The 16,987-nt window shown below is 50.3% G+C and carries 34 protein-coding genes; 1 reads left to right on the forward strand and 33 read right to left on the reverse strand.

Going from position 1 to position 16,987, the window contains the following annotated elements:
* Positions 1-31: 31 nt before the first annotated feature.
* The 30 genes from zntR to rpsJ all read right to left on the reverse strand — a co-directional run bounded on the left by zntR (position 32) and on the right by rpsJ (position 14,588).
* Positions 32-457, reverse strand: a complete 426-nt coding sequence (gene zntR / locus OSH03_RS21900; RefSeq protein ID WP_151413591.1) for a Zn(2+)-responsive transcriptional regulator — start codon at positions 455-457, stop codon at positions 32-34.
* A gap of 2 nt (positions 458-459) precedes the next feature.
* Positions 460-828, reverse strand: coding sequence for a DnaJ family domain-containing protein (locus OSH03_RS21905; RefSeq protein ID WP_045630324.1), 369 nt, complete (start codon positions 826-828; stop codon positions 460-462).
* 107 nt (positions 829-935) lie between these two features.
* A complete protein-coding gene (rplQ, locus tag OSH03_RS21910) occupies positions 936-1,319 on the reverse strand; it encodes a 50S ribosomal protein L17 (protein WP_001216368.1) in 384 nt (127 codons plus the stop codon).
* Between the two features lie 40 nt (positions 1,320-1,359).
* A complete protein-coding gene (locus tag OSH03_RS21915) occupies positions 1,360-2,349 on the reverse strand; it encodes a DNA-directed RNA polymerase subunit alpha (RefSeq protein ID WP_002919219.1) in 990 nt (329 codons plus the stop codon).
* 25 nt (positions 2,350-2,374) lie between these two features.
* On the reverse strand, positions 2,375-2,995 hold the full coding sequence (rpsD, locus tag OSH03_RS21920; RefSeq protein WP_004868345.1) for a 30S ribosomal protein S4: 621 nt from the start codon (positions 2,993-2,995) through the stop codon (positions 2,375-2,377).
* A 32-nt stretch (positions 2,996-3,027) separates the two neighbouring features.
* Positions 3,028-3,417 carry a 30S ribosomal protein S11 gene (gene rpsK, locus OSH03_RS21925; protein WP_003863312.1) on the reverse strand — a complete coding sequence of 130 codons (390 nt, stop codon included), beginning with the start codon at positions 3,415-3,417 and terminating at the stop codon, positions 3,028-3,030.
* A gap of 16 nt (positions 3,418-3,433) precedes the next feature.
* On the reverse strand, positions 3,434-3,790 hold the full coding sequence (gene rpsM / locus OSH03_RS21930) for a 30S ribosomal protein S13 (protein WP_013099021.1): 357 nt from the start codon (positions 3,788-3,790) through the stop codon (positions 3,434-3,436).
* A gap of 146 nt (positions 3,791-3,936) precedes the next feature.
* A complete protein-coding gene (gene rpmJ, locus OSH03_RS21935; protein WP_000868187.1) occupies positions 3,937-4,053 on the reverse strand; it encodes a 50S ribosomal protein L36 in 117 nt (38 codons plus the stop codon).
* A 31-nt stretch (positions 4,054-4,084) separates the two neighbouring features.
* On the reverse strand, positions 4,085-5,416 hold the full coding sequence (gene secY, locus OSH03_RS21940; RefSeq protein WP_003863305.1) for a preprotein translocase subunit SecY: 1,332 nt from the start codon (positions 5,414-5,416) through the stop codon (positions 4,085-4,087).
* Between the two features lie 7 nt (positions 5,417-5,423).
* Positions 5,424-5,858 (reverse strand): 50S ribosomal protein L15, encoded by a 435-nt coding sequence (gene rplO, locus OSH03_RS21945; RefSeq protein ID WP_014885468.1) that lies wholly within the window; start codon positions 5,856-5,858, stop codon positions 5,424-5,426.
* Between the two features lie 3 nt (positions 5,859-5,861).
* The gene (gene rpmD, locus OSH03_RS21950) at positions 5,862-6,041 is read right to left on the reverse strand and encodes a 50S ribosomal protein L30 (protein WP_003863301.1); all 180 of its coding nucleotides are present in this window, start codon (positions 6,039-6,041) and stop codon (positions 5,862-5,864) included.
* Between the two features lie 6 nt (positions 6,042-6,047).
* Entirely contained in the window at positions 6,048-6,548 is a 501-nt protein-coding gene (gene rpsE / locus OSH03_RS21955; protein WP_003863299.1) for a 30S ribosomal protein S5, read from the reverse strand.
* A 14-nt stretch (positions 6,549-6,562) separates the two neighbouring features.
* Positions 6,563-6,916 carry a 50S ribosomal protein L18 gene (rplR, locus tag OSH03_RS21960; RefSeq protein WP_003863297.1) on the reverse strand — a complete coding sequence of 118 codons (354 nt, stop codon included), beginning with the start codon at positions 6,914-6,916 and terminating at the stop codon, positions 6,563-6,565.
* 9 nt (positions 6,917-6,925) lie between these two features.
* A complete protein-coding gene (rplF, locus tag OSH03_RS21965; RefSeq protein ID WP_003863296.1) occupies positions 6,926-7,459 on the reverse strand; it encodes a 50S ribosomal protein L6 in 534 nt (177 codons plus the stop codon).
* Between the two features lie 12 nt (positions 7,460-7,471).
* The gene (gene rpsH / locus OSH03_RS21970) at positions 7,472-7,864 is read right to left on the reverse strand and encodes a 30S ribosomal protein S8 (protein ID WP_006178918.1); all 393 of its coding nucleotides are present in this window, start codon (positions 7,862-7,864) and stop codon (positions 7,472-7,474) included.
* Positions 7,865-7,894: 30 nt separating this feature from the next.
* Entirely contained in the window at positions 7,895-8,200 is a 306-nt protein-coding gene (gene rpsN / locus OSH03_RS21975) for a 30S ribosomal protein S14 (RefSeq protein ID WP_003863291.1), read from the reverse strand.
* A gap of 14 nt (positions 8,201-8,214) precedes the next feature.
* Entirely contained in the window at positions 8,215-8,754 is a 540-nt protein-coding gene (rplE, locus tag OSH03_RS21980) for a 50S ribosomal protein L5 (protein ID WP_001096202.1), read from the reverse strand.
* A gap of 14 nt (positions 8,755-8,768) precedes the next feature.
* Complete coding sequence (gene rplX / locus OSH03_RS21985) at positions 8,769-9,083, reverse strand: 50S ribosomal protein L24 (protein WP_003863287.1); 315 nt, start codon at positions 9,081-9,083, stop codon at positions 8,769-8,771.
* A 10-nt stretch (positions 9,084-9,093) separates the two neighbouring features.
* Entirely contained in the window at positions 9,094-9,465 is a 372-nt protein-coding gene (rplN, locus tag OSH03_RS21990; protein WP_002919748.1) for a 50S ribosomal protein L14, read from the reverse strand.
* Positions 9,466-9,631: 166 nt separating this feature from the next.
* Positions 9,632-9,886, reverse strand: coding sequence for a 30S ribosomal protein S17 (gene rpsQ / locus OSH03_RS21995; RefSeq protein WP_008503489.1), 255 nt, complete (start codon positions 9,884-9,886; stop codon positions 9,632-9,634).
* The gene (rpmC, locus tag OSH03_RS22000) at positions 9,886-10,077 is read right to left on the reverse strand and encodes a 50S ribosomal protein L29 (RefSeq protein ID WP_003863282.1); all 192 of its coding nucleotides are present in this window, start codon (positions 10,075-10,077) and stop codon (positions 9,886-9,888) included. The genes rpsQ and rpmC overlap by 1 nt, the downstream gene beginning before the upstream one ends.
* On the reverse strand, positions 10,077-10,487 hold the full coding sequence (rplP, locus tag OSH03_RS22005) for a 50S ribosomal protein L16 (protein WP_002919759.1): 411 nt from the start codon (positions 10,485-10,487) through the stop codon (positions 10,077-10,079). The genes rpmC and rplP overlap by 1 nt, the downstream gene beginning before the upstream one ends.
* Positions 10,488-10,499: 12 nt before the next feature.
* Complete coding sequence (gene rpsC, locus OSH03_RS22010) at positions 10,500-11,201, reverse strand: 30S ribosomal protein S3 (protein ID WP_000529945.1); 702 nt, start codon at positions 11,199-11,201, stop codon at positions 10,500-10,502.
* Between the two features lie 17 nt (positions 11,202-11,218).
* Positions 11,219-11,551 (reverse strand): 50S ribosomal protein L22, encoded by a 333-nt coding sequence (gene rplV / locus OSH03_RS22015; protein ID WP_002919773.1) that lies wholly within the window; start codon positions 11,549-11,551, stop codon positions 11,219-11,221.
* A gap of 14 nt (positions 11,552-11,565) precedes the next feature.
* A complete protein-coding gene (gene rpsS, locus OSH03_RS22020) occupies positions 11,566-11,844 on the reverse strand; it encodes a 30S ribosomal protein S19 (protein ID WP_001138117.1) in 279 nt (92 codons plus the stop codon).
* A 16-nt stretch (positions 11,845-11,860) separates the two neighbouring features.
* Positions 11,861-12,682, reverse strand: a complete 822-nt coding sequence (gene rplB, locus OSH03_RS22025) for a 50S ribosomal protein L2 (protein WP_000301859.1) — start codon at positions 12,680-12,682, stop codon at positions 11,861-11,863.
* A 17-nt stretch (positions 12,683-12,699) separates the two neighbouring features.
* A complete protein-coding gene (gene rplW / locus OSH03_RS22030) occupies positions 12,700-13,002 on the reverse strand; it encodes a 50S ribosomal protein L23 (protein WP_000617546.1) in 303 nt (100 codons plus the stop codon).
* On the reverse strand, positions 12,999-13,604 hold the full coding sequence (gene rplD, locus OSH03_RS22035) for a 50S ribosomal protein L4 (RefSeq protein ID WP_000424395.1): 606 nt from the start codon (positions 13,602-13,604) through the stop codon (positions 12,999-13,001). The genes rplW and rplD overlap by 4 nt, the downstream gene beginning before the upstream one ends.
* 10 nt (positions 13,605-13,614) lie before the next feature.
* Positions 13,615-14,244, reverse strand: a complete 630-nt coding sequence (gene rplC / locus OSH03_RS22040; RefSeq protein ID WP_003863274.1) for a 50S ribosomal protein L3 — start codon at positions 14,242-14,244, stop codon at positions 13,615-13,617.
* A 32-nt stretch (positions 14,245-14,276) separates the two neighbouring features.
* Complete coding sequence (gene rpsJ / locus OSH03_RS22045; RefSeq protein WP_001181005.1) at positions 14,277-14,588, reverse strand: 30S ribosomal protein S10; 312 nt, start codon at positions 14,586-14,588, stop codon at positions 14,277-14,279.
* 380 nt (positions 14,589-14,968) lie between these two features.
* On the opposite strand from rpsJ, the gene OSH03_RS22050 reads away from it, so the two are divergent.
* Positions 14,969-15,442 (forward strand): prepilin peptidase, encoded by a 474-nt coding sequence (locus tag OSH03_RS22050; protein WP_061099615.1) that lies wholly within the window; start codon positions 14,969-14,971, stop codon positions 15,440-15,442.
* Here the strand turns inward: OSH03_RS22050 and bfr are convergent.
* The 3 genes from bfr to OSH03_RS22065 all read right to left on the reverse strand — a co-directional run.
* Complete coding sequence (gene bfr, locus OSH03_RS22055; protein ID WP_028014636.1) at positions 15,426-15,902, reverse strand: bacterioferritin; 477 nt, start codon at positions 15,900-15,902, stop codon at positions 15,426-15,428. The two genes, OSH03_RS22050 and bfr, sit on opposite strands and share 17 nt — an antisense overlap.
* A gap of 72 nt (positions 15,903-15,974) precedes the next feature.
* The gene (bfd, locus tag OSH03_RS22060) at positions 15,975-16,169 is read right to left on the reverse strand and encodes a bacterioferritin-associated ferredoxin (protein ID WP_003863268.1); all 195 of its coding nucleotides are present in this window, start codon (positions 16,167-16,169) and stop codon (positions 15,975-15,977) included.
* A gap of 179 nt (positions 16,170-16,348) precedes the next feature.
* On the reverse strand, positions 16,349-16,987 hold a 639-nt coding region (locus tag OSH03_RS22065; RefSeq protein ID WP_266180083.1), incomplete at its 5' end, for an EF-Tu C-terminal domain-related protein.

The raw sequence follows: 16,987 nt of genomic DNA on the forward strand, positions 1-16,987 counted from the left end.
GACGGAAGTCTAGACCCGGGTAGATTAAAAATCAACATCCCCGAGTTTCTCCACTGGCTCCCTGTTCAAGGGCTTCCAGAATTGAACAATAAATACTGCTATGGGCCGTTCCGCAGCAGGCATCATTCAGTCTTTGCAAAGAGCGCTGCATGGTTTGCAGTTCCTGAATGCGCGCTTCAACTTCATCCAGCCGGGCCTGCACGATGCTTTTAGATTCCTGACAGGTGTGATGCGCAGGATCGATGCGGATCGATAATAACTCGCGGATCGAATCCAGCGTGAAGCCAAGCTGTCGGGCGTAGCGTATGAATCTCAGACGCTGCAGGTCGTTATCGGTATAAAGCCGAAAGCCGCCTTCCGTGCGTACTTCATGGTCAATCATCTGTTGCTTTTCGTAATATCGGATAGTGTCCGGCGTTACGTTCGCGAGCTTTGCAAGTTCACCGATACGGTACATCGCTACTCCTCGTTTATCTTTTTCATCAATATTTCACCATATTCCCCATGCAGGAATTCCGTGCTCATTCCTGCCTGGCGCAGCTTGAGCTCGATCAGGGCAAGCCTGCGGCTAAGTTCTTTATGTCGAGGATCGTCCTGACGGATCCCTTTTAGCAGATCGACAAGTTCAACAGCCTCTCTGCGCTGCTCAAGCTCAGGAGGAAGGCAGCCGGCATTTTTTAGTAAACGGTATCCAGCCCGGAGTTCAGGCGCAATATGCGAATCATCTTCCAGTTCAAGAGGTTCACCGCTTCCGGGAAGATTGTCGAAATCGCCTTTATTTTGGGCATCGCGAATATGGCGTTCTGCCCACTGGTCAAGCAACCACATCATCAGCTCCAGGGGATGAACAAAATTGATACAGGCATTGTAGAGAAGTGGGGATACTGCGGATATAAAAAAACCCGCCGAAGCGGGTTTTTTTACGTTACTGCAGATTACTCTGCAGCAGCTTCTGCTTTCTCTGAACGATCAACCAGCTCGATGTAAGCCATCGGCGCGTTGTCGCCTGCACGGAAACCACACTTCAGAATGCGAGTGTAACCACCGGCACGGCTCGCGAAACGCGGGCCCAGTTCGTTAAACAGTTTTGCCACGATCTCGTTATCACGAGTACGGGCGAATGCCAGACGACGATTAGCAACGCTGTCAGTCTTGGCAAGAGTAATCAGCGGCTCAACTACGCGACGCAGCTCTTTCGCTTTAGGCAGGGTCGTCTTGATGATTTCATGACGAACCAGTGAACCTGCCATGTTGCGGAACATAGCCTGGCGATGGCTGCTGTTGCGGTTCAGTTGACGACCACTCTTACGATGGCGCATGACCTTATCCTTCTCAGTAAAACCTTAACCTGTGATCCGGTTACTCGTCAGCAATGCTTGCCGGTGGCCAGTTTTCCAGGCGCATGCCCAGAGACAGACCACGTGAAGCCAGCACGTCTTTAATCTCGGTAAGAGATTTTTTACCCAGGTTCGGCGTTTTCAGCAACTCAACCTCGGTACGCTGTACCAGATCACCGATATAGTGGATAGCTTCTGCCTTGAGGCAGTTAGCAGAGCGGACAGTCAATTCGAGATCGTCAACAGGGCGCAGCAGGATCGGATCGAATTCTGGTTTCTCTTCTTTCACTTCTGGCTGACGTACATCACGTAAGTCAACGAAAGCTTCCAGTTGTTCTGCCAGGATGGTTGCCGCACGACGAATCGCCTCTTCAGGATCGATTGTGCCGTTGGTTTCCATTTCGATGACCAGCTTGTCCAGGTCGGTACGCTGTTCTACACGCGCTGCTTCAACATTGTAGGCAATACGCTCTACAGGGCTGTAGCATGCGTCGACCAGCAGACGGCCGATTGGGCGCTCATCTTCTTCCGAATGAATTCGGGCAGAAGCCGGCACATAACCACGACCGCGCTGAACTTTGATACGCATGCTAATAGCTGCGTTCTCATCGGTCAGGTGGCAGATCACGTGCTGCGGCTTGACGATTTCAACATCACCGTCGTGGGTGATGTCGGCTGCAGTCACAGGGCCAATGCCAGATTTATTCAGAGTAAGAATAACTTCATCTTTACCCTGAACTCTCACCGCCAGCCCTTTCAGGTTGAGCAGGATTTCAAGGATATCTTCCTGAACGCCTTCTTTGGTGCTGTACTCATGAAGTACACCATCAATCTCAACCTCGGTCACCGCGCAACCCGGCATCGATGAGAGCAGAATACGGCGCAGTGCGTTACCCAGAGTATGGCCAAAGCCACGCTCTAAAGGCTCAAGGGTCACCTTGGCGTGCGTCGAACTCACTTGCTCGATATCTACCAGGCGCGGTTTTAGAAACTCTGTCACAGAACCCTGCATTGTGTCCTCTCTTTGGTACTAAGCTTTACTTGGAGTAAAGCTCGACGATCAGGTGTTCGTTAATGTCCGCAGACAGATCAGAACGCTCAGGCTGACGCTTGAACGTACCTTCCATCTTGCCAGCATCAACTTCCAGCCAGGTTGGCTTTTCACGCTGCTCAGCCAGCTCCAGAGCGGCCTTCACGCGAGATTGCTTTTTCGCTTTCTCACGAATGCTAACAACGTCATTCGCTTTAACCTGATAAGAAGCGATGTTAACAACACGACCGTTTACCATGATTGCTTTGTGGCTAACCAGCTGACGTGATTCAGCACGAGTAGCGCCGAAGCCCATACGGTATACAACGTTGTCCAGACGACCTTCCAGCAGAGCCAGCAGGTTTTCACCTGTGTTGCCTTTCAGACGTGCTGCTTCTTTATAGTAGTTACGGAACTGACGCTCCAGCACACCGTACATACGGCGAACTTTTTGCTTTTCACGCAACTGCACACCATAGTCAGACAGACGCGGTTTACGCGCACCGTGCTGGCCAGGAGCTTGTTCAATTTTACACTTGGTATCGATCGCGCGAACGCCAGACTTAAGGAATAAGTCGGTGCCCTCACGACGGCTCAGCTTGAGCTTAGGACCCAAATATCTTGCCATTTTCTATCTCCAACTAACCTAAAAAACGAGCGTTATACGCGACGTTTTTTCGGCGGACGACAACCGTTATGAGGGATCGGAGTCACATCAGTAATATTCGTGATGCGGAAACCAGCGGCGTTCAGAGCGCGAACAGTAGATTCACGACCCGGACCCGGACCTTTAACCATAACTTCCAGATTCTTGATGCCGTATTCTTTTACGGCTTCAGCGCAACGCTCTGCTGCAACCTGAGCTGCGAACGGAGTGGATTTGCGAGAACCACGGAAACCGGAACCACCGGCTGTTGCCCAACCCAATGCGTTACCCTGACGATCAGTAATAGTAACGATGGTGTTGTTGAAAGAAGCATGGATATGAGCCACGCCGTCAGAGACTTGTTTTCTTACACGTTTACGTGCACGAACTGGTGCCTTTGCCATTATTCAATCACCCCGATTATTTCTTGATCGGTTTGCGCGGACCCTTACGGGTACGTGCGTTGGTCTTAGTACGCTGACCGCGCACTGGCAGACCACGACGATGACGCAAACCGCGATAGCAACCAAGATCCATCAGGCGCTTGATGCTCATGCTGATTTCACGGCGCAGATCACCTTCAACGACAAATTTGGCAACTTCGTCACGCAGCGTGTCGATTTGTCCTTCAGACAGCTCACTGATCTTAACATCTTCAGCGATACCCGCTGCAGCCAGGATGGCTTTAGAACGGGTCTTGCCGATGCCGTAGATCGAAGTTAATGCGATCACAGCATGTTTCTGATCAGGAATGTTAATGCCTGCTATACGGGCCACTATGCACTCCTACTATTTAATATGTACGCACCATGCTGAAAAGCCCGTTTTCAGGATACTCAAATGGAAACGTACAGACATACAAAAGATTGGCTGGCTAATCTAGCCAGCTCAACCCAACTTTGCAAGAAAAATATGCGAAATAATCAGCCTTGGCGCTGTTTATGCTTCGGCTCGGCACTGCAAATCACACGGATGACACCATCACGCTTAACGATTTTGCAGTTACGGCATAATTTCTTGACGGAAGCACGAACTTTCATTTTTACTCTCCGTAACTTCTCAGGCGACCAATTAGCGGCCGTAGCCTTTCAGGTTCGCCTTCTTCAATGCAGACTCATACTGACTGGACATCATCAGAGTTTGCACTTGAGCCATAAAGTCCATAATCACGACAACAACGATAAGCAGTGAGGTCCCACCGAAGTAGAACGGTACTTTCATTGCATCACGCATGAACTCCGGGATCAGGCAGATAAAAGTAATATAAAGCGCACCGACCAAAGTCAGGCGGGTCATTACTTTATCGATATACTTCGCCGTTTGCTCTCCCGGACGAATTCCTGGTACAAATGCACCGGACTTCTTCAGGTTATCTGCTGTTTCACGCGGGTTGAAGACCAACGCCGTGTAGAAGAAACAGAAGAAGATGATCGCAGACGCATAGAGTAACACATAAAGTGGTTGCCCAGGCTGCAAATACAGCGAAATTGTTGTCAGCCAGTTCCAACCAGTACCGCCCCCGAACCATGACGCGATGGTAGCCGGGAACAGAATAATACTGGAAGCGAAGATAGCCGGGATAACCCCCGCCATATTCACTTTCAGCGGTAAATGTGTGCTCTGTGCAGCATAGACACGACGACCCTGCTGACGCTTAGCGTAGTTCACCACAATGCGGCGTTGACCACGTTCAACGAAGACAACAAAGAACGTCACTGCAAATACTAATACTGCAACCAACAGCAACAGGAGGAAGTGCAGGTCGCCTTGACGAGCTTGCTCGATAGTATGGGCGATGGCCGGCGGGAGTCCCGCAACGATACCGGCGAAGATAATGATTGAGATACCGTTACCGATACCACGCTCAGTAATCTGTTCGCCGAGCCACATCAGGAACATCGTCCCTGTGACCAGACTAACAACAGCGGTGAAATAGAATGCAAAGCCTGGGTTTAATACCAGGCCCTGCATACCAGGCATATTCGGCAGACCGGTAGCAATACCGATCGACTGGAATATTGCCAGCACCAGAGTACCGTAACGGGTGTACTGACTAATCTTACGACGTCCAGACTCCCCTTCTTTCTTCAGCTCTGCCAGGGCCGGATGAACGACCGTCAGCAGCTGGATAATAATAGAGGCCGAAATGTACGGCATAATACCCAGCGCAAAGATAGAAGCACGGCTGAGAGCACCACCAGAGAACATGTTGAACATTTCAATGATGGTGCCTCGCTGTTGCTCAAGCAGTTTGGCAAGTACAGCGGCATCGATACCAGGGATCGGAATAAAAGAGCCAATACGGAACACAATCAGCGCGCCGATAACAAACAGCAGTCTGCGTTTCAGCTCGCCAAATCCACCTTTGGCACTTTGAAAATCTAATCCCGGTTGCTTAGCCATCTGCTACTTATTCCTCAATTTTACCGCCAGCAGCTTCGATAGCAGCACGAGCACCTTTAGTAACACGCAGGCCACGAACAGTTACCGGAGTAGAAACTTCACCAGACAGGATCACTTTCGCGAACTCGATCTGAATACCGATAATGTTAGCCGCTTTCAGCGTGTTCAGGTCTACAACGCCGCCTTCAACTTTCGCCAGGTCAGACAGACGGATTTCCGCTGTGATCGCTGCTTTGCGAGAGGTGAAGCCGAACTTCGGCAGACGACGGTACAGTGGCATCTGGCCACCCTCGAAACCGCGACGTACGCCACCGCCAGAACGAGAGTTCTGACCTTTGTGACCACGACCACCGGTTTTGCCGAGGCCAGAACCGATACCACGACCCAGGCGTTTACCCGCCTTTTTAGAGCCTTCGGCCGGAGACAGAGTATTTAAACGCATCTCTTACTCCTCAACTTTAACCATGAAGTAAACCGCGTTGACCATACCACGAACAGCAGGAGTATCCTCGCGCTCAACGGTATGACCAATACGACGCAGACCCAGGCCAAGCAGCGTTGCCTTGTGTTTCGGCAGACGACCGATTGCACTGCGGGTTTGAGTGATTTTAATAGTCTTTGCCATGGTCAATTACCCCAGAATTTCTTCAACGGATTTACCACGCTTGGCAGCGACCATTTCTGGAGAATTCATATTTTCCAGGCCATCAATAGTTGCACGAACCACGTTGATCGGGTTGGTGGAACCATATGCTTTAGCCAGTACGTTATGAACCCCAGCAACTTCCAGAACGGCGCGCATTGCACCACCGGCGATGATACCGGTACCTTCTGAAGCTGGCTGCATGAATACACGAGAACCCGTGTGAACACCTTTAACTGGGTGCTGCAGGGTGCCGTTGTTCAGCGCGACGTTAATCATATTGCGACGGGCTTTTTCCATCGCTTTCTGGATCGCTGCTGGAACTTCACGCGCTTTACCGTAACCAAAACCAACGCGACCGTTACCATCGCCTACTACAGTCAGAGCTGTGAAGGAGAAAATACGACCACCTTTAACGGTTTTAGATACGCGGTTTACCGCGATCAGCTTTTCCTGCAGTTCGCCAGCCTGTTTTTCGATGTGAGCCATCTTACACCTCTACCTTAGAACTGAAGGCCAGCTTCACGGGCAGCATCTGCCAGTGCCTGGACACGACCATGATATTGGAACCCGGAACGGTCAAAGGAAACATTGCTGATGCCTTTTTCCAGAGCGCGTTCTGCAACAGCTTTACCTACAGCTGCAGCGGCGTCTTTGTTACCGGTGTACTTCAATTGTTCTGAGATAGCTTTTTCTACAGTAGAAGCAGCTACCAGAACTTCAGAACCGTTCGGTGCAATTACCTGTGCGTAAATATGACGCGGGGTACGATGTACCACCAGGCGAGTTGCACCCAGCTCTTTGAGCTTGCGGCGTGCGCGGGTCGCACGACGGATACGAGCAGATTTCTTATCCATAGTGTTACCTTACTTCTTCTTAGCCTCTTTGGTACGCACGACTTCGTCGGCGTAACGAACACCCTTGCCTTTGTAAGGCTCAGGACGACGGTAGGCGCGCAGATCTGCTGCAACCTGACCGATCAGCTGTTTATCAGCGCCTTTCAGCACGATTTCAGTTTGAGTCGGACATTCTGCAGTGATACCGGCCGGCAGCGGATGCTCAACAGGGTGTGAGAAGCCCAGAGACAGGCCTACTGCATTCCCTTTGATAGCTGCACGATAACCTACACCAACCAGCTGAAGCTTTTTAGTGAAGCCTTCGGTAACACCAACAACCATTGAGTTCAGCAGGGCACGCGCGGTACCAGCCTGAGCCCATCCATCCACGAAACCATCACGTGGACCGAAGGTCAGAGCGTTATCTGCATGTTTAACTTCAACAGCTTTGTTGAGGGTACGAGTCAGCTCGCCGTTTTTACCTTTGATCGTAATAACCTGACCGTCGATTTTTACATCAACGCCGGCAGGAATAACGACCGGTGCTTTAGCAACACGAGACATTCTTTCCTCCGATTAGGCTACGTAGCAGATAATTTCGCCACCAAGACCAGCCTGGCGCGCTGCACGATCAGTCATAACACCTTTAGAGGTAGAAACAACTGCGATACCAAGGCCAGCCATAACTTTTGGCAGCTCATCTTTTTTCTTATAGATGCGCAGACCTGGGCGGCTGACACGCTGAATGCTTTCTACAACAGCTTTACCCTGGAAATACTTGAGAGTAAGTTCCAGTTCCGGCTTGGTGTCGCCTTCAACTTTAAAATCTTCGATAAAACCTTCTTCCTTCAGCACGTTGGCAATTGCCACTTTCAGCTTGGCGGAAGGCATGGTGACCGCAACTTTGTTCGCGGCCTGACCGTTACGGATACGGGTCAGCATATCCGCGATCGGATCTTGCATGCTCATCTGTCTTTACTCCCGTGATTCAATTGGTAATTACCAGCTAGCCTTTTTCAAGCCTGGCACTTCACCGCGCATGGCGGCTTCACGCAGTTTGATACGGCTCAACCCAAACTTGCCCACATAACCATGTGGACGACCTGTTTGACGACAGCGGTTACGCTGACGAGACGGGCTGGAATCACGCGGCAGAGACTGCAGCTTGAGAACCGCATTCCAACGATCTTCGTCGGAAGCGTTCACATCAGAAATGATCGCTTTCAGTTCAGCGCGTTTAGCGAAGAATTTATCAGCTAAAGCTACGCGCTTTACTTCGCGTGCTTTCATTGATTGCTTAGCCATTCAGTAACCCTACCTTACTTGCGGAACGGGAAGTCAAAGGCAGCCAGCAGAGCACGGCCTTCTTCGTCAGATTTCGCAGTAGTGGTAATGGTAATATCCAAACCACGCACGCGGTCGACTTTATCGTAGTCGATTTCTGGGAAGATGATCTGCTCACGGACACCCATGCTGTAGTTACCACGACCGTCGAAAGACTTCGCGGACAGGCCACGGAAGTCACGGATACGTGGAACAGCAATAGTGATCAGGCGCTCAAAGAACTCCCACATGCGTTCGCCACGCAGAGTTACTTTACAGCCGATCGGATAGCCCTGACGGATTTTGAAGCCTGCAACAGATTTGCGTGCTTTGGTGATCAGCGGTTTTTGACCGGAGATTGCTGTCAGATCAGCTGCTGCGTTATCCAGCAGTTTCTTGTCAGCGATCGCTTCACCAACACCCATGTTCAGGGTGATCTTCTCGACCCGAGGGACTTGCATGACAGAATTGTAGTTAAACTCGGTCATGAGTTTCTTAACTACTTCGTCTTTGTAGTAATCATGCAGTTTCGCCATCGTACTACTCCAAATTACTTGATAGTTTCGCTGTTAGACTTGAAGAAACGGACTTTTTTGCCGTCTTCGAATCTAAAGCCTACACGGTCAGCCTTGCCGGTAGCCGCATTGAAGATTGCAACGTTAGAAACTTGAATAGCAGCTTCTTTTTCAACGATGCCGCCTGGTTGGTTCAGGGCCGGAACCGGCTTCTGATGTTTCTTAACCAGGTTGATACCTTCAACGACAAGTTTGCCGGAAGACAGAACATTTTTTACTTTACCGCGTTTACCTTTATCTTTACCGGTTAACACGATAACTTCGTCATCACGACGGATTTTCGCTGCCATGATTCGCTCCTTAGAGTACTTCTGGTGCCAGAGAGATAATTTTCATGAACTTCTCAGTACGAAGTTCACGAGTTACCGGCCCAAAGATACGCGTGCCGATAGGCTGCTCGCTGTTATTGTTTAAAATAACGCATGCATTACCATCGAAGCGAATGACAGAACCGTCAGGGCGACGAACACCCTTCTTGGTGCGCACCACTACCGCCTTCAGCACATCACCTTTTTTGACCTTACCACGTGGAATTGCTTCCTTGATGGTGATCTTGATGATGTCGCCTACGCCTGCGTAGCGACGGTGCGAGCCACCCAGAACCTTGATACACATTACGCGACGTGCACCGGAGTTGTCGGCGACGTTCAGCATAGTCTGTTCTTGGATCATTTTAGTGCTCCGCTAATGTCAACTACTACCTGAGACTCTAAAATCAGAGCCGTTAAAAAGCCCCATATCGAGGGCGCGGCATTATAACACCGCTTCTGCAATATGGGTAGAAAAAATAAACGGCTCATCGCTGAGCCGTTTATTCGTATTGAGAAGGCGTACTGTATTACAGAACCGCTTTCTCTACAACGCGAACCAGCGTCCAGGACTTAGTCTTGGACAGTGGACGGCATTCACGGATTTCAACCTTGTCGCCGATACCACATTCGTTGTTCTCGTCATGTACGTGCAGTTTGGTCGTACGCTTGATGAATTTACCGTAGATCGGGTGTTTCACAATACGTTCGATAGCTACAACAATGGATTTCTCCATTTTGTCGCTAACAACACGACCTTGCAGAGTACGGATTTTATCGGTCATTACGCACCCGCCTTCTGAGTCAGTAAAGTCTTAACGCGTGCAACATTGCGACGCACTTGCTTCAGCAGGTGAGTCTGTTGCAGCTGGCCACTTGCAGCCTGCATACGCAGGTTGAACTGCTCACGCAGCAGGTTCAGCAGCTCAGCGTTCAGCTCTTCAACGCTTTTTTCACGCAGCTCTTTTGCTTTCATTACATCACCGTCTTAGTTACAAAGGTGGTTTTGATAGGCAGTTTCGCTGCTGCCAGGCCGAAGGCTTCACGGGCCAGCTCTTCCGGAACACCGTCCATTTCATAAAGGACTTTGCCCGGTTGGATCAAGGCAACCCAGTACTCCACGTTACCTTTACCTTTACCCATACGAACTTCCAGTGGCTTCTCGGTGATCGGTTTGTCCGGGAATACACGGATCCAGATCTTACCTTGACGCTTAACTGCACGGGTCATTGCACGACGTGCTGCTTCGATCTGACGTGCAGTCAGACGACCACGGCCAACAGCTTTCAGACCGAAAGTGCCGAAGCTAACATCCGTACCCTGCGCCAGACCACGGTTGCGGCCTTTGTGCACTTTACGGAATTTTGTACGCTTTGGTTGTAACATCAGCGACGCTCCTTATTTACGGCCTTTACGCTGCTGCTTTTTAGGTTGAGCAGCCGGTTTTTCCGGTTGTTCAACAGCAGCCATACCACCCAGGATCTCACCTTTGAAGATCCATACCTTAACGCCGATTACACCGTAAGTGGTGTGCGCTTCAGAGGTGTTGTAGTCGATGTCAGCACGCAGAGTGTGCAGCGGTACGCGACCTTCACGGTACCATTCGGTACGTGCGATTTCCGCGCCGCCCAGACGGCCGCTAACTTCAACTTTGATACCTTTAGCGCCCAGACGCATTGCGTTCTGTACAGCACGCTTCATAGCACGACGGAACATAACACGACGTTCCAGCTGAGAAGTGATGCTGTCAGCAACCAATTTAGCGTCCAGTTCAGGCTTACGAACTTCAGCGATATTGATCTGTGCAGGAACGCCAGCGATATCCGCTACGACCTTGCGCAGTTTTTCTACGTCTTCGCCTTTCTTACCGATAACGATGCCAGGACGAGCAGTGTGAATGGTCACACGGATGCTCTTGGCTGGACGCTCGATAACGATACGAGATACAGACGCTTTAGCCAGTTCCTTAGTCAGGTACTGACGTACTTTAAAATCGCTGTCCAGGTTGTCAGCGAATTCTTTGGTGTTCGCAAACCAGGTAGAGTTCCATGGTTTTACAATACCCAGGCGAATACCATTAGGATGTACTTTCTGACCCATTGCTAGTCTCCAGAGTCTCAGCGATCGGACACAACCACAGTAATGTGGCTGGTGCGCTTCAGGATGCGATCTGCACGACCTTTCGCACGCGGCATAATGCGCTTCATGCTTGGGCCTTCATCTACGAAAATTTTCGCGACTTTCAGATCGTCGATGTCAGCGCCATCGTTGTGTTCAGCGTTAGCAATGGCAGATTCCAGTACTTTCTTGACCAATACCGCAGCTTTCTTGTTGGTATAGGTCAGGATGTCCAGGGCCTGCGACACTTTCTTACCGCGAATCAGGTCAGCAACAAGGCGAACCTTCTGTGCAGAAGAACGAGCATGGCGATGTTGAGCTAAAGTTTCCATCTCTTCCTCCTACCTTATTTCTTCTTCGCTTTTTTATCAGCAGCGTGGCCGCGATAAGTACGAGTCGGTGCGAATTCACCCAGTTTGTGACCAACCATTTCGTCGGTAACAAAGACTGGAACGTGCTGACGACCATTATGGACAGCGATGGTCAAACCGATCATGTTAGGAAAGATCGTTGAACGACGGGACCAAGTGCGCAGGGGCTTCTTGTCTCCGCTTTCCACCGCTTTCTCTACCTTCTTCAGCAAGTGCAGGTCAATAAAAGGACCTTTCTTGAGAGAACGTGGCATGGCTTATCCTCTAAAATTATTTGCTACGGCGACGTACGATAAATTTATCAGTACGCTTGTTGCTGCGGGTCTTCTTACCTTTGGTCTGAACGCCCCACGGAGTTACCGGGTGCTTACCAAAGTTACGACCTTCACCACCACCATGTGGGTGGTCGACTGGGTTCATCGCAGTACCGCGAACGGTAGGACGAACACCACGCCAGCGTGCAGCACCAGCTTTACCCAGAACGCGCAGCATATGCTCAGCATTGCCAACTTCGCCCAGAGTAGCGCGGCAGTCTGCTTCGACTTTACGCATTTCACCAGAACGCAGACGCAGGGTGACATAAGCACCGTCACGCGCAACGATCTGAACGTAAGTACCAGCGGAACGCGCCAGCTGACCGCCTTTACCTGGTTTCATTTCTACGTTATGAACGGTAGAACCAACCGGGATATTGCGCATCGGCAGGGTGTTGCCTGCTTTGATTGCAGCATCAACGCCAGACTGAATCTGGTCGCCAGCTTTCAGGCCTTTAGGGGCCAGGATGTAACGGCGTTCGCCGTCTTTGTACAGAACCAGCGCGATGTTCGCGGAACGGTTCGGATCGTACTCAAGACGTTCAACAACTGCTGGGATACCGTCTTTGTTGCGTTTGAAGTCAACAATACGATAAGCCTGCTTGTGGCCACCACCGATGTGACGAGTGGTGATACGGCCATTGTTGTTACGACCACCGGATTTGCTGTTTTTTTCCAGCAACGGAGCAAAAGGTTTGCCCTTGTGCAGCTCAGGGTTAACCACTTTAACTACGTGGCGACGACCCGGAGATGTCGGTTTACATTTAACAACTGCCATTGTATTACTCCTCCGACTTACTCAGCGCCGCCAACGAAGTCCAGGTTCTGGCCTTCTTTCAGGGTGACGTAAGCTTTTTTCCAGTCGCTACGACGACCGATACGCTGTCCGTGACGTTTAACTTTCCCTTTAACTACCAGGGTGTTAACGACTTCGACTTCGACTTCAAACAGTTTCTGCACAGCAGCTTTGATCTCTGCTTTGGTCGCGTCTTTAGCAACTTTGAGAACGATGGTGTTTGTTTTTTCCATCGCAGTAGACGCTTTTTCAGAAACGTGCGGTGCGCGAAGCACCTTCAGCAGACGTTCTTCACGAATCATGCCAGCATCTCCTCAACTTGCTTAACAGCATCAGCAGTCATTACGACTTTGTCGAAGGCGATCAGGCTAACCGGGTCGATACCAGTCGCATCGCGTACGTCAACCTTGTGCAGGTTACGTGCGGCCAGGAACAGGTTCTCGTCCAGCTCACCGGTGATGATCAGCACATCTTCCAGAGCCATGTCTTTCAGTTTCTGTGCCAGCAGCTTAGTTTTAGGCGCTTCAACAGAGAACTTCTCGACAACGATCAGACGATCCTGACGTACCAGTTCGGACAGGATGCTTTTCAGCGCGCCGCGGTACATCTTTTTGTTAACTTTTTGACTGTGGTCCTGTGGACGCGCAGCGAAGGTCACGCCACCTGAACGCCAGATCGGGCTCTTGATAGAACCTGAACGCGCACGGCCGGTACCTTTCTGGCGCCATGGCTTTTTGCCAGAACCAGTTACTTCAGCACGAGTCTTCTGAGCACGAGTACCCTGACGAGCACCAGCTGCATAAGCAACAACAACCTGGTGAACCAGCGCTTCGTTGAAATCACGACCGAAGGTAGTTTCGGAAACAGTCAGCGCGCTCTGCGCGTCTTTCAATACTAATTCCATTGCTATCCCCTTACGCCTTCACAGCTGGTTTAACGATCAGGTCGCTACCGGTTGCACCCGGGACCGCACCTTTAACCAGCAGCAGGTTGCGCTCAGCGTCAACACGTACTACGTCCAGGCTCTGAACGGTTACACGTTCGTTACCCAGCTGACCTGCCATTTTCTTGCCTTTGAACACTTTGCCCGGAGTCTGGTTCTGACCGATAGAACCCGGAACGCGGTGAGACAAGGAGTTACCGTGAGTAGCGTCCTGGGTACGGAAGTTCCAGCGCTTAACGGTACCAGCAAAACCTTTACCTTTAGAGGTACCGGTTACGTCAACTTTTTTAACGTCAGCAAACAGCTCAACGCTAATGTCCTGACCTACGGTGAACTCTTCGCCTTCAGCAAGACGGAATTCCCACAGACCACGGCCAGCTTCTACGCCAGCTTTAGCGAAGTGACCCGCTTCTGGTTTGGTTACACGGTTAGCTTTTTTAGCACCAGTGGTAACCTGAATAGCGCGGTAGCCATCGTTAGCCAGATCTTTAACCTGAGTAACGCGGTTTGCTTCAACTTCGATTACGGTTACTGGGATAGAAACGCCATCTTCAGTGAAGATGCGGGTCATACCCACTTTTTTACCGACTAAACCAATCATTGTTTCAACCTCTCAATCGCTCGATGACCTGATTAACCCAGGCTGATCTGCACGTCTACACCGGCAGCCAGATCCAGACGCATCAGAGCATCAACGGTTTTCTCAGTTGGCTCAACGATGTCAACCAGACGCTTGTGAGTGCGGATTTCGTACTGATCGCGCGCGTCTTTGTTGACGTGCGGGGAGATCAGAACGGTGAAGCGCTCTTTGCGGGTCGGCAGCGGGATCGGACCACGGACTTGCGCACCAGTGCGCTTAGCAGTCTCGACGATTTCCGCGGTTGATTGATCGATCAGACGATGATCAAACGCTTTAAGGCGGATACGGATTCTTTGGTTCTGCATGAGACCAGAGCTCCAATTATTTTATAAACGAAAATGATTACTCCTCAAACCCATTACGATTGATGGGAGAGTGTAACCGTTCTTACGTAGCTCCCCAATTGGGAGCATTGTTGAGTAACAAAATGAGCTACTCTGGTTCTGATTGAACCCGCCGTCAATTACGACAAGCCCGCGCATTATACGTAAATCAGAGAAAGACGCAAGTACCGTTTAGAAATTAAGCGTCAAAGGCTCAGTATGCGTAGGGCTGCGCAACTTTTTACGCCGTATATCCTTTCTGAATTCTTTATTTGAAGCTGCTACGCAATTGCTGTTTTTGTGCATTGCCGGACAGGCAGATTGTAACGAGTATGCGCTCAAAACCTTTTGAGACCTTTTCCATGCTAACCACCCTCCCCTTCCTGATGATCTATTTTTTTCTGACGGCCCTACTCGTACGCGCTGATATTCGCGACGGTTTGCTGCCCGATAAGTTTCTTTGCCCGCTGCTCTGGACGGGCCTGCTCTACCAACTCTTTATCCATCCTGATTTTCTGCCAGCTGCAGTTATGGGGGCGGTGGCTGGATACCTTGGCTTTGCCTTGATTTACTGGGGCTATCGGCTTATCTGCCGGCGTGAAGGAATGGGGTATGGCGATGTGAAGTATCTGGCAACACTTGGCGCGTGGCATGGCTGGTGCATACTGCCTACGCTGGCGTTACTCGCCGCGCTTATGGCGCTGCTTTGCATTCTTGTTTTTTCGTTTCTCACCTCAGATAAAGGAGCATTAAAAAACCCACTGCCTTTTGGGCCATTTCTGGCAGCAGCGGGTTTATGCGTTGGATGGGAAAATCTAATTAATTTTCCACTTTAATCTGAGACTGTAGGTAGTTCTGAAGGCCAATTTTACTAATGAGATCCAGTTCGGTTTCCAGCCAGTCGATATGGCCTTCTTCATCTGCGAGGATCTGGATCATCATATCGCGGCTCACATAGTCATGAACGCTGTCCGCATAGGCAATGGCTTCACGAAGGTCTTTCGCGCCTTCAAGTTCAAGCCTGAGGTCAGAACGCAGCATCTCCTCGACATCTTCACCGATGCCCAGCTTGCCGAGATCCTGCAGGTTAGGAATGCCTTCAAGGAATAAAATACGCTCGATATATTTATCAGCGTGTTTCATCTCATCTATAGATTCATGGTACTCAACGTCATTGAGACGTGTAAGGCCCCAGTTTTTAAACATTCTCGCGTGAAGAAAGTACTGGTTGATTGCGACAAGCTCATTTCCCAATAATTTATTGAGATAACTTATGATTTTAACATCACCTTTCATTATATAGTCCCTCCGCTTCCACTCATTGAAGCGTAGAACGGGCTACAGGGATGTCAAAAAAAAGATGGGCGCTTACGCGATCTCTTTGAATTCCGGGATCTGCATCAATTCGTCCTGCATAATCTCACGCGCTGCGCGAACGCATTTACCGCATTGATTTCCCACTGGAACAAACTTGCGAAGCTGCTGGAATGACTGTGGCTGAAACTGGCGAACGGCCTGACGTATTTTTTTGTCGCTTACACCATTACATAAACAAACGTACATAAAGACTCCCGTTCAAAATATGCGCAAAGTGTAAGTGAGAATGGTTATGATTACAATAGCACAAGCGCCGGAATACGGGGCGGGAGCGGACAAAAAATGCGAATTTTTATGACAATGACTCTACAGTGGAAAACAAAAAAGGACGCCGAAGCGTCCTTTTTTTATTCAGGGATAATTAATTAGCCCAGAACTTTAGCAACAACGCCCGCGCCAACGGTACGGCCGCCTTCACGGATTGCGAAACGCAGACCGTCGTCCATCGCGATTGGGTGGATCAGAGTCACAACCATCTTGATGTTGTCGCCTGGCATTACCATCTCTACGCCTTCTGGCAGTTCGATGGTACCGGTCACGTCAGTAGTACGGAAGTAGAACTGTGGACGGTAGCCTTTGAAGAACGGAGTATGACGGCCGCCTTCGTCTTTGGACAGGATGTACACTTCAGATTCGAACTTGGTGTGTGGCTTGATTGAGCCTGGCTTCGCCAGAACCTGACCACGTTCGATTTCTTCACGTTTGATACCACGCAGCAGAACACCAACGTTCTCACCAGCACGGCCTTCGTCCAGCAGTTTGCGGAACATTTCAACGCCAGTACAGGTAGACTTCGCAGTCTCTTTGATACCAACGATTTCAACTTCTTCACCAACTTTGATGATACCGCGCTCTACACGACCGGTAACAACGGTACCACGACCGGAGATGGAGAATACGTCTTCGATTGGCAGCAGGAATGGCTTGTCAATCGCACGCTCTGGTTCTGGGATGTAAGAATCCAGGTAGCCAGCCAGTTCGATGATTTTCGCTTCCCACTCAGC

Origin of the sequence: Enterobacter nematophilus (assembly GCF_026344075.1) — a bacterium.
In the GTDB taxonomy this organism is placed as follows: Bacteria; Pseudomonadota; Gammaproteobacteria; order Enterobacterales; family Enterobacteriaceae; genus Enterobacter; species Enterobacter nematophilus.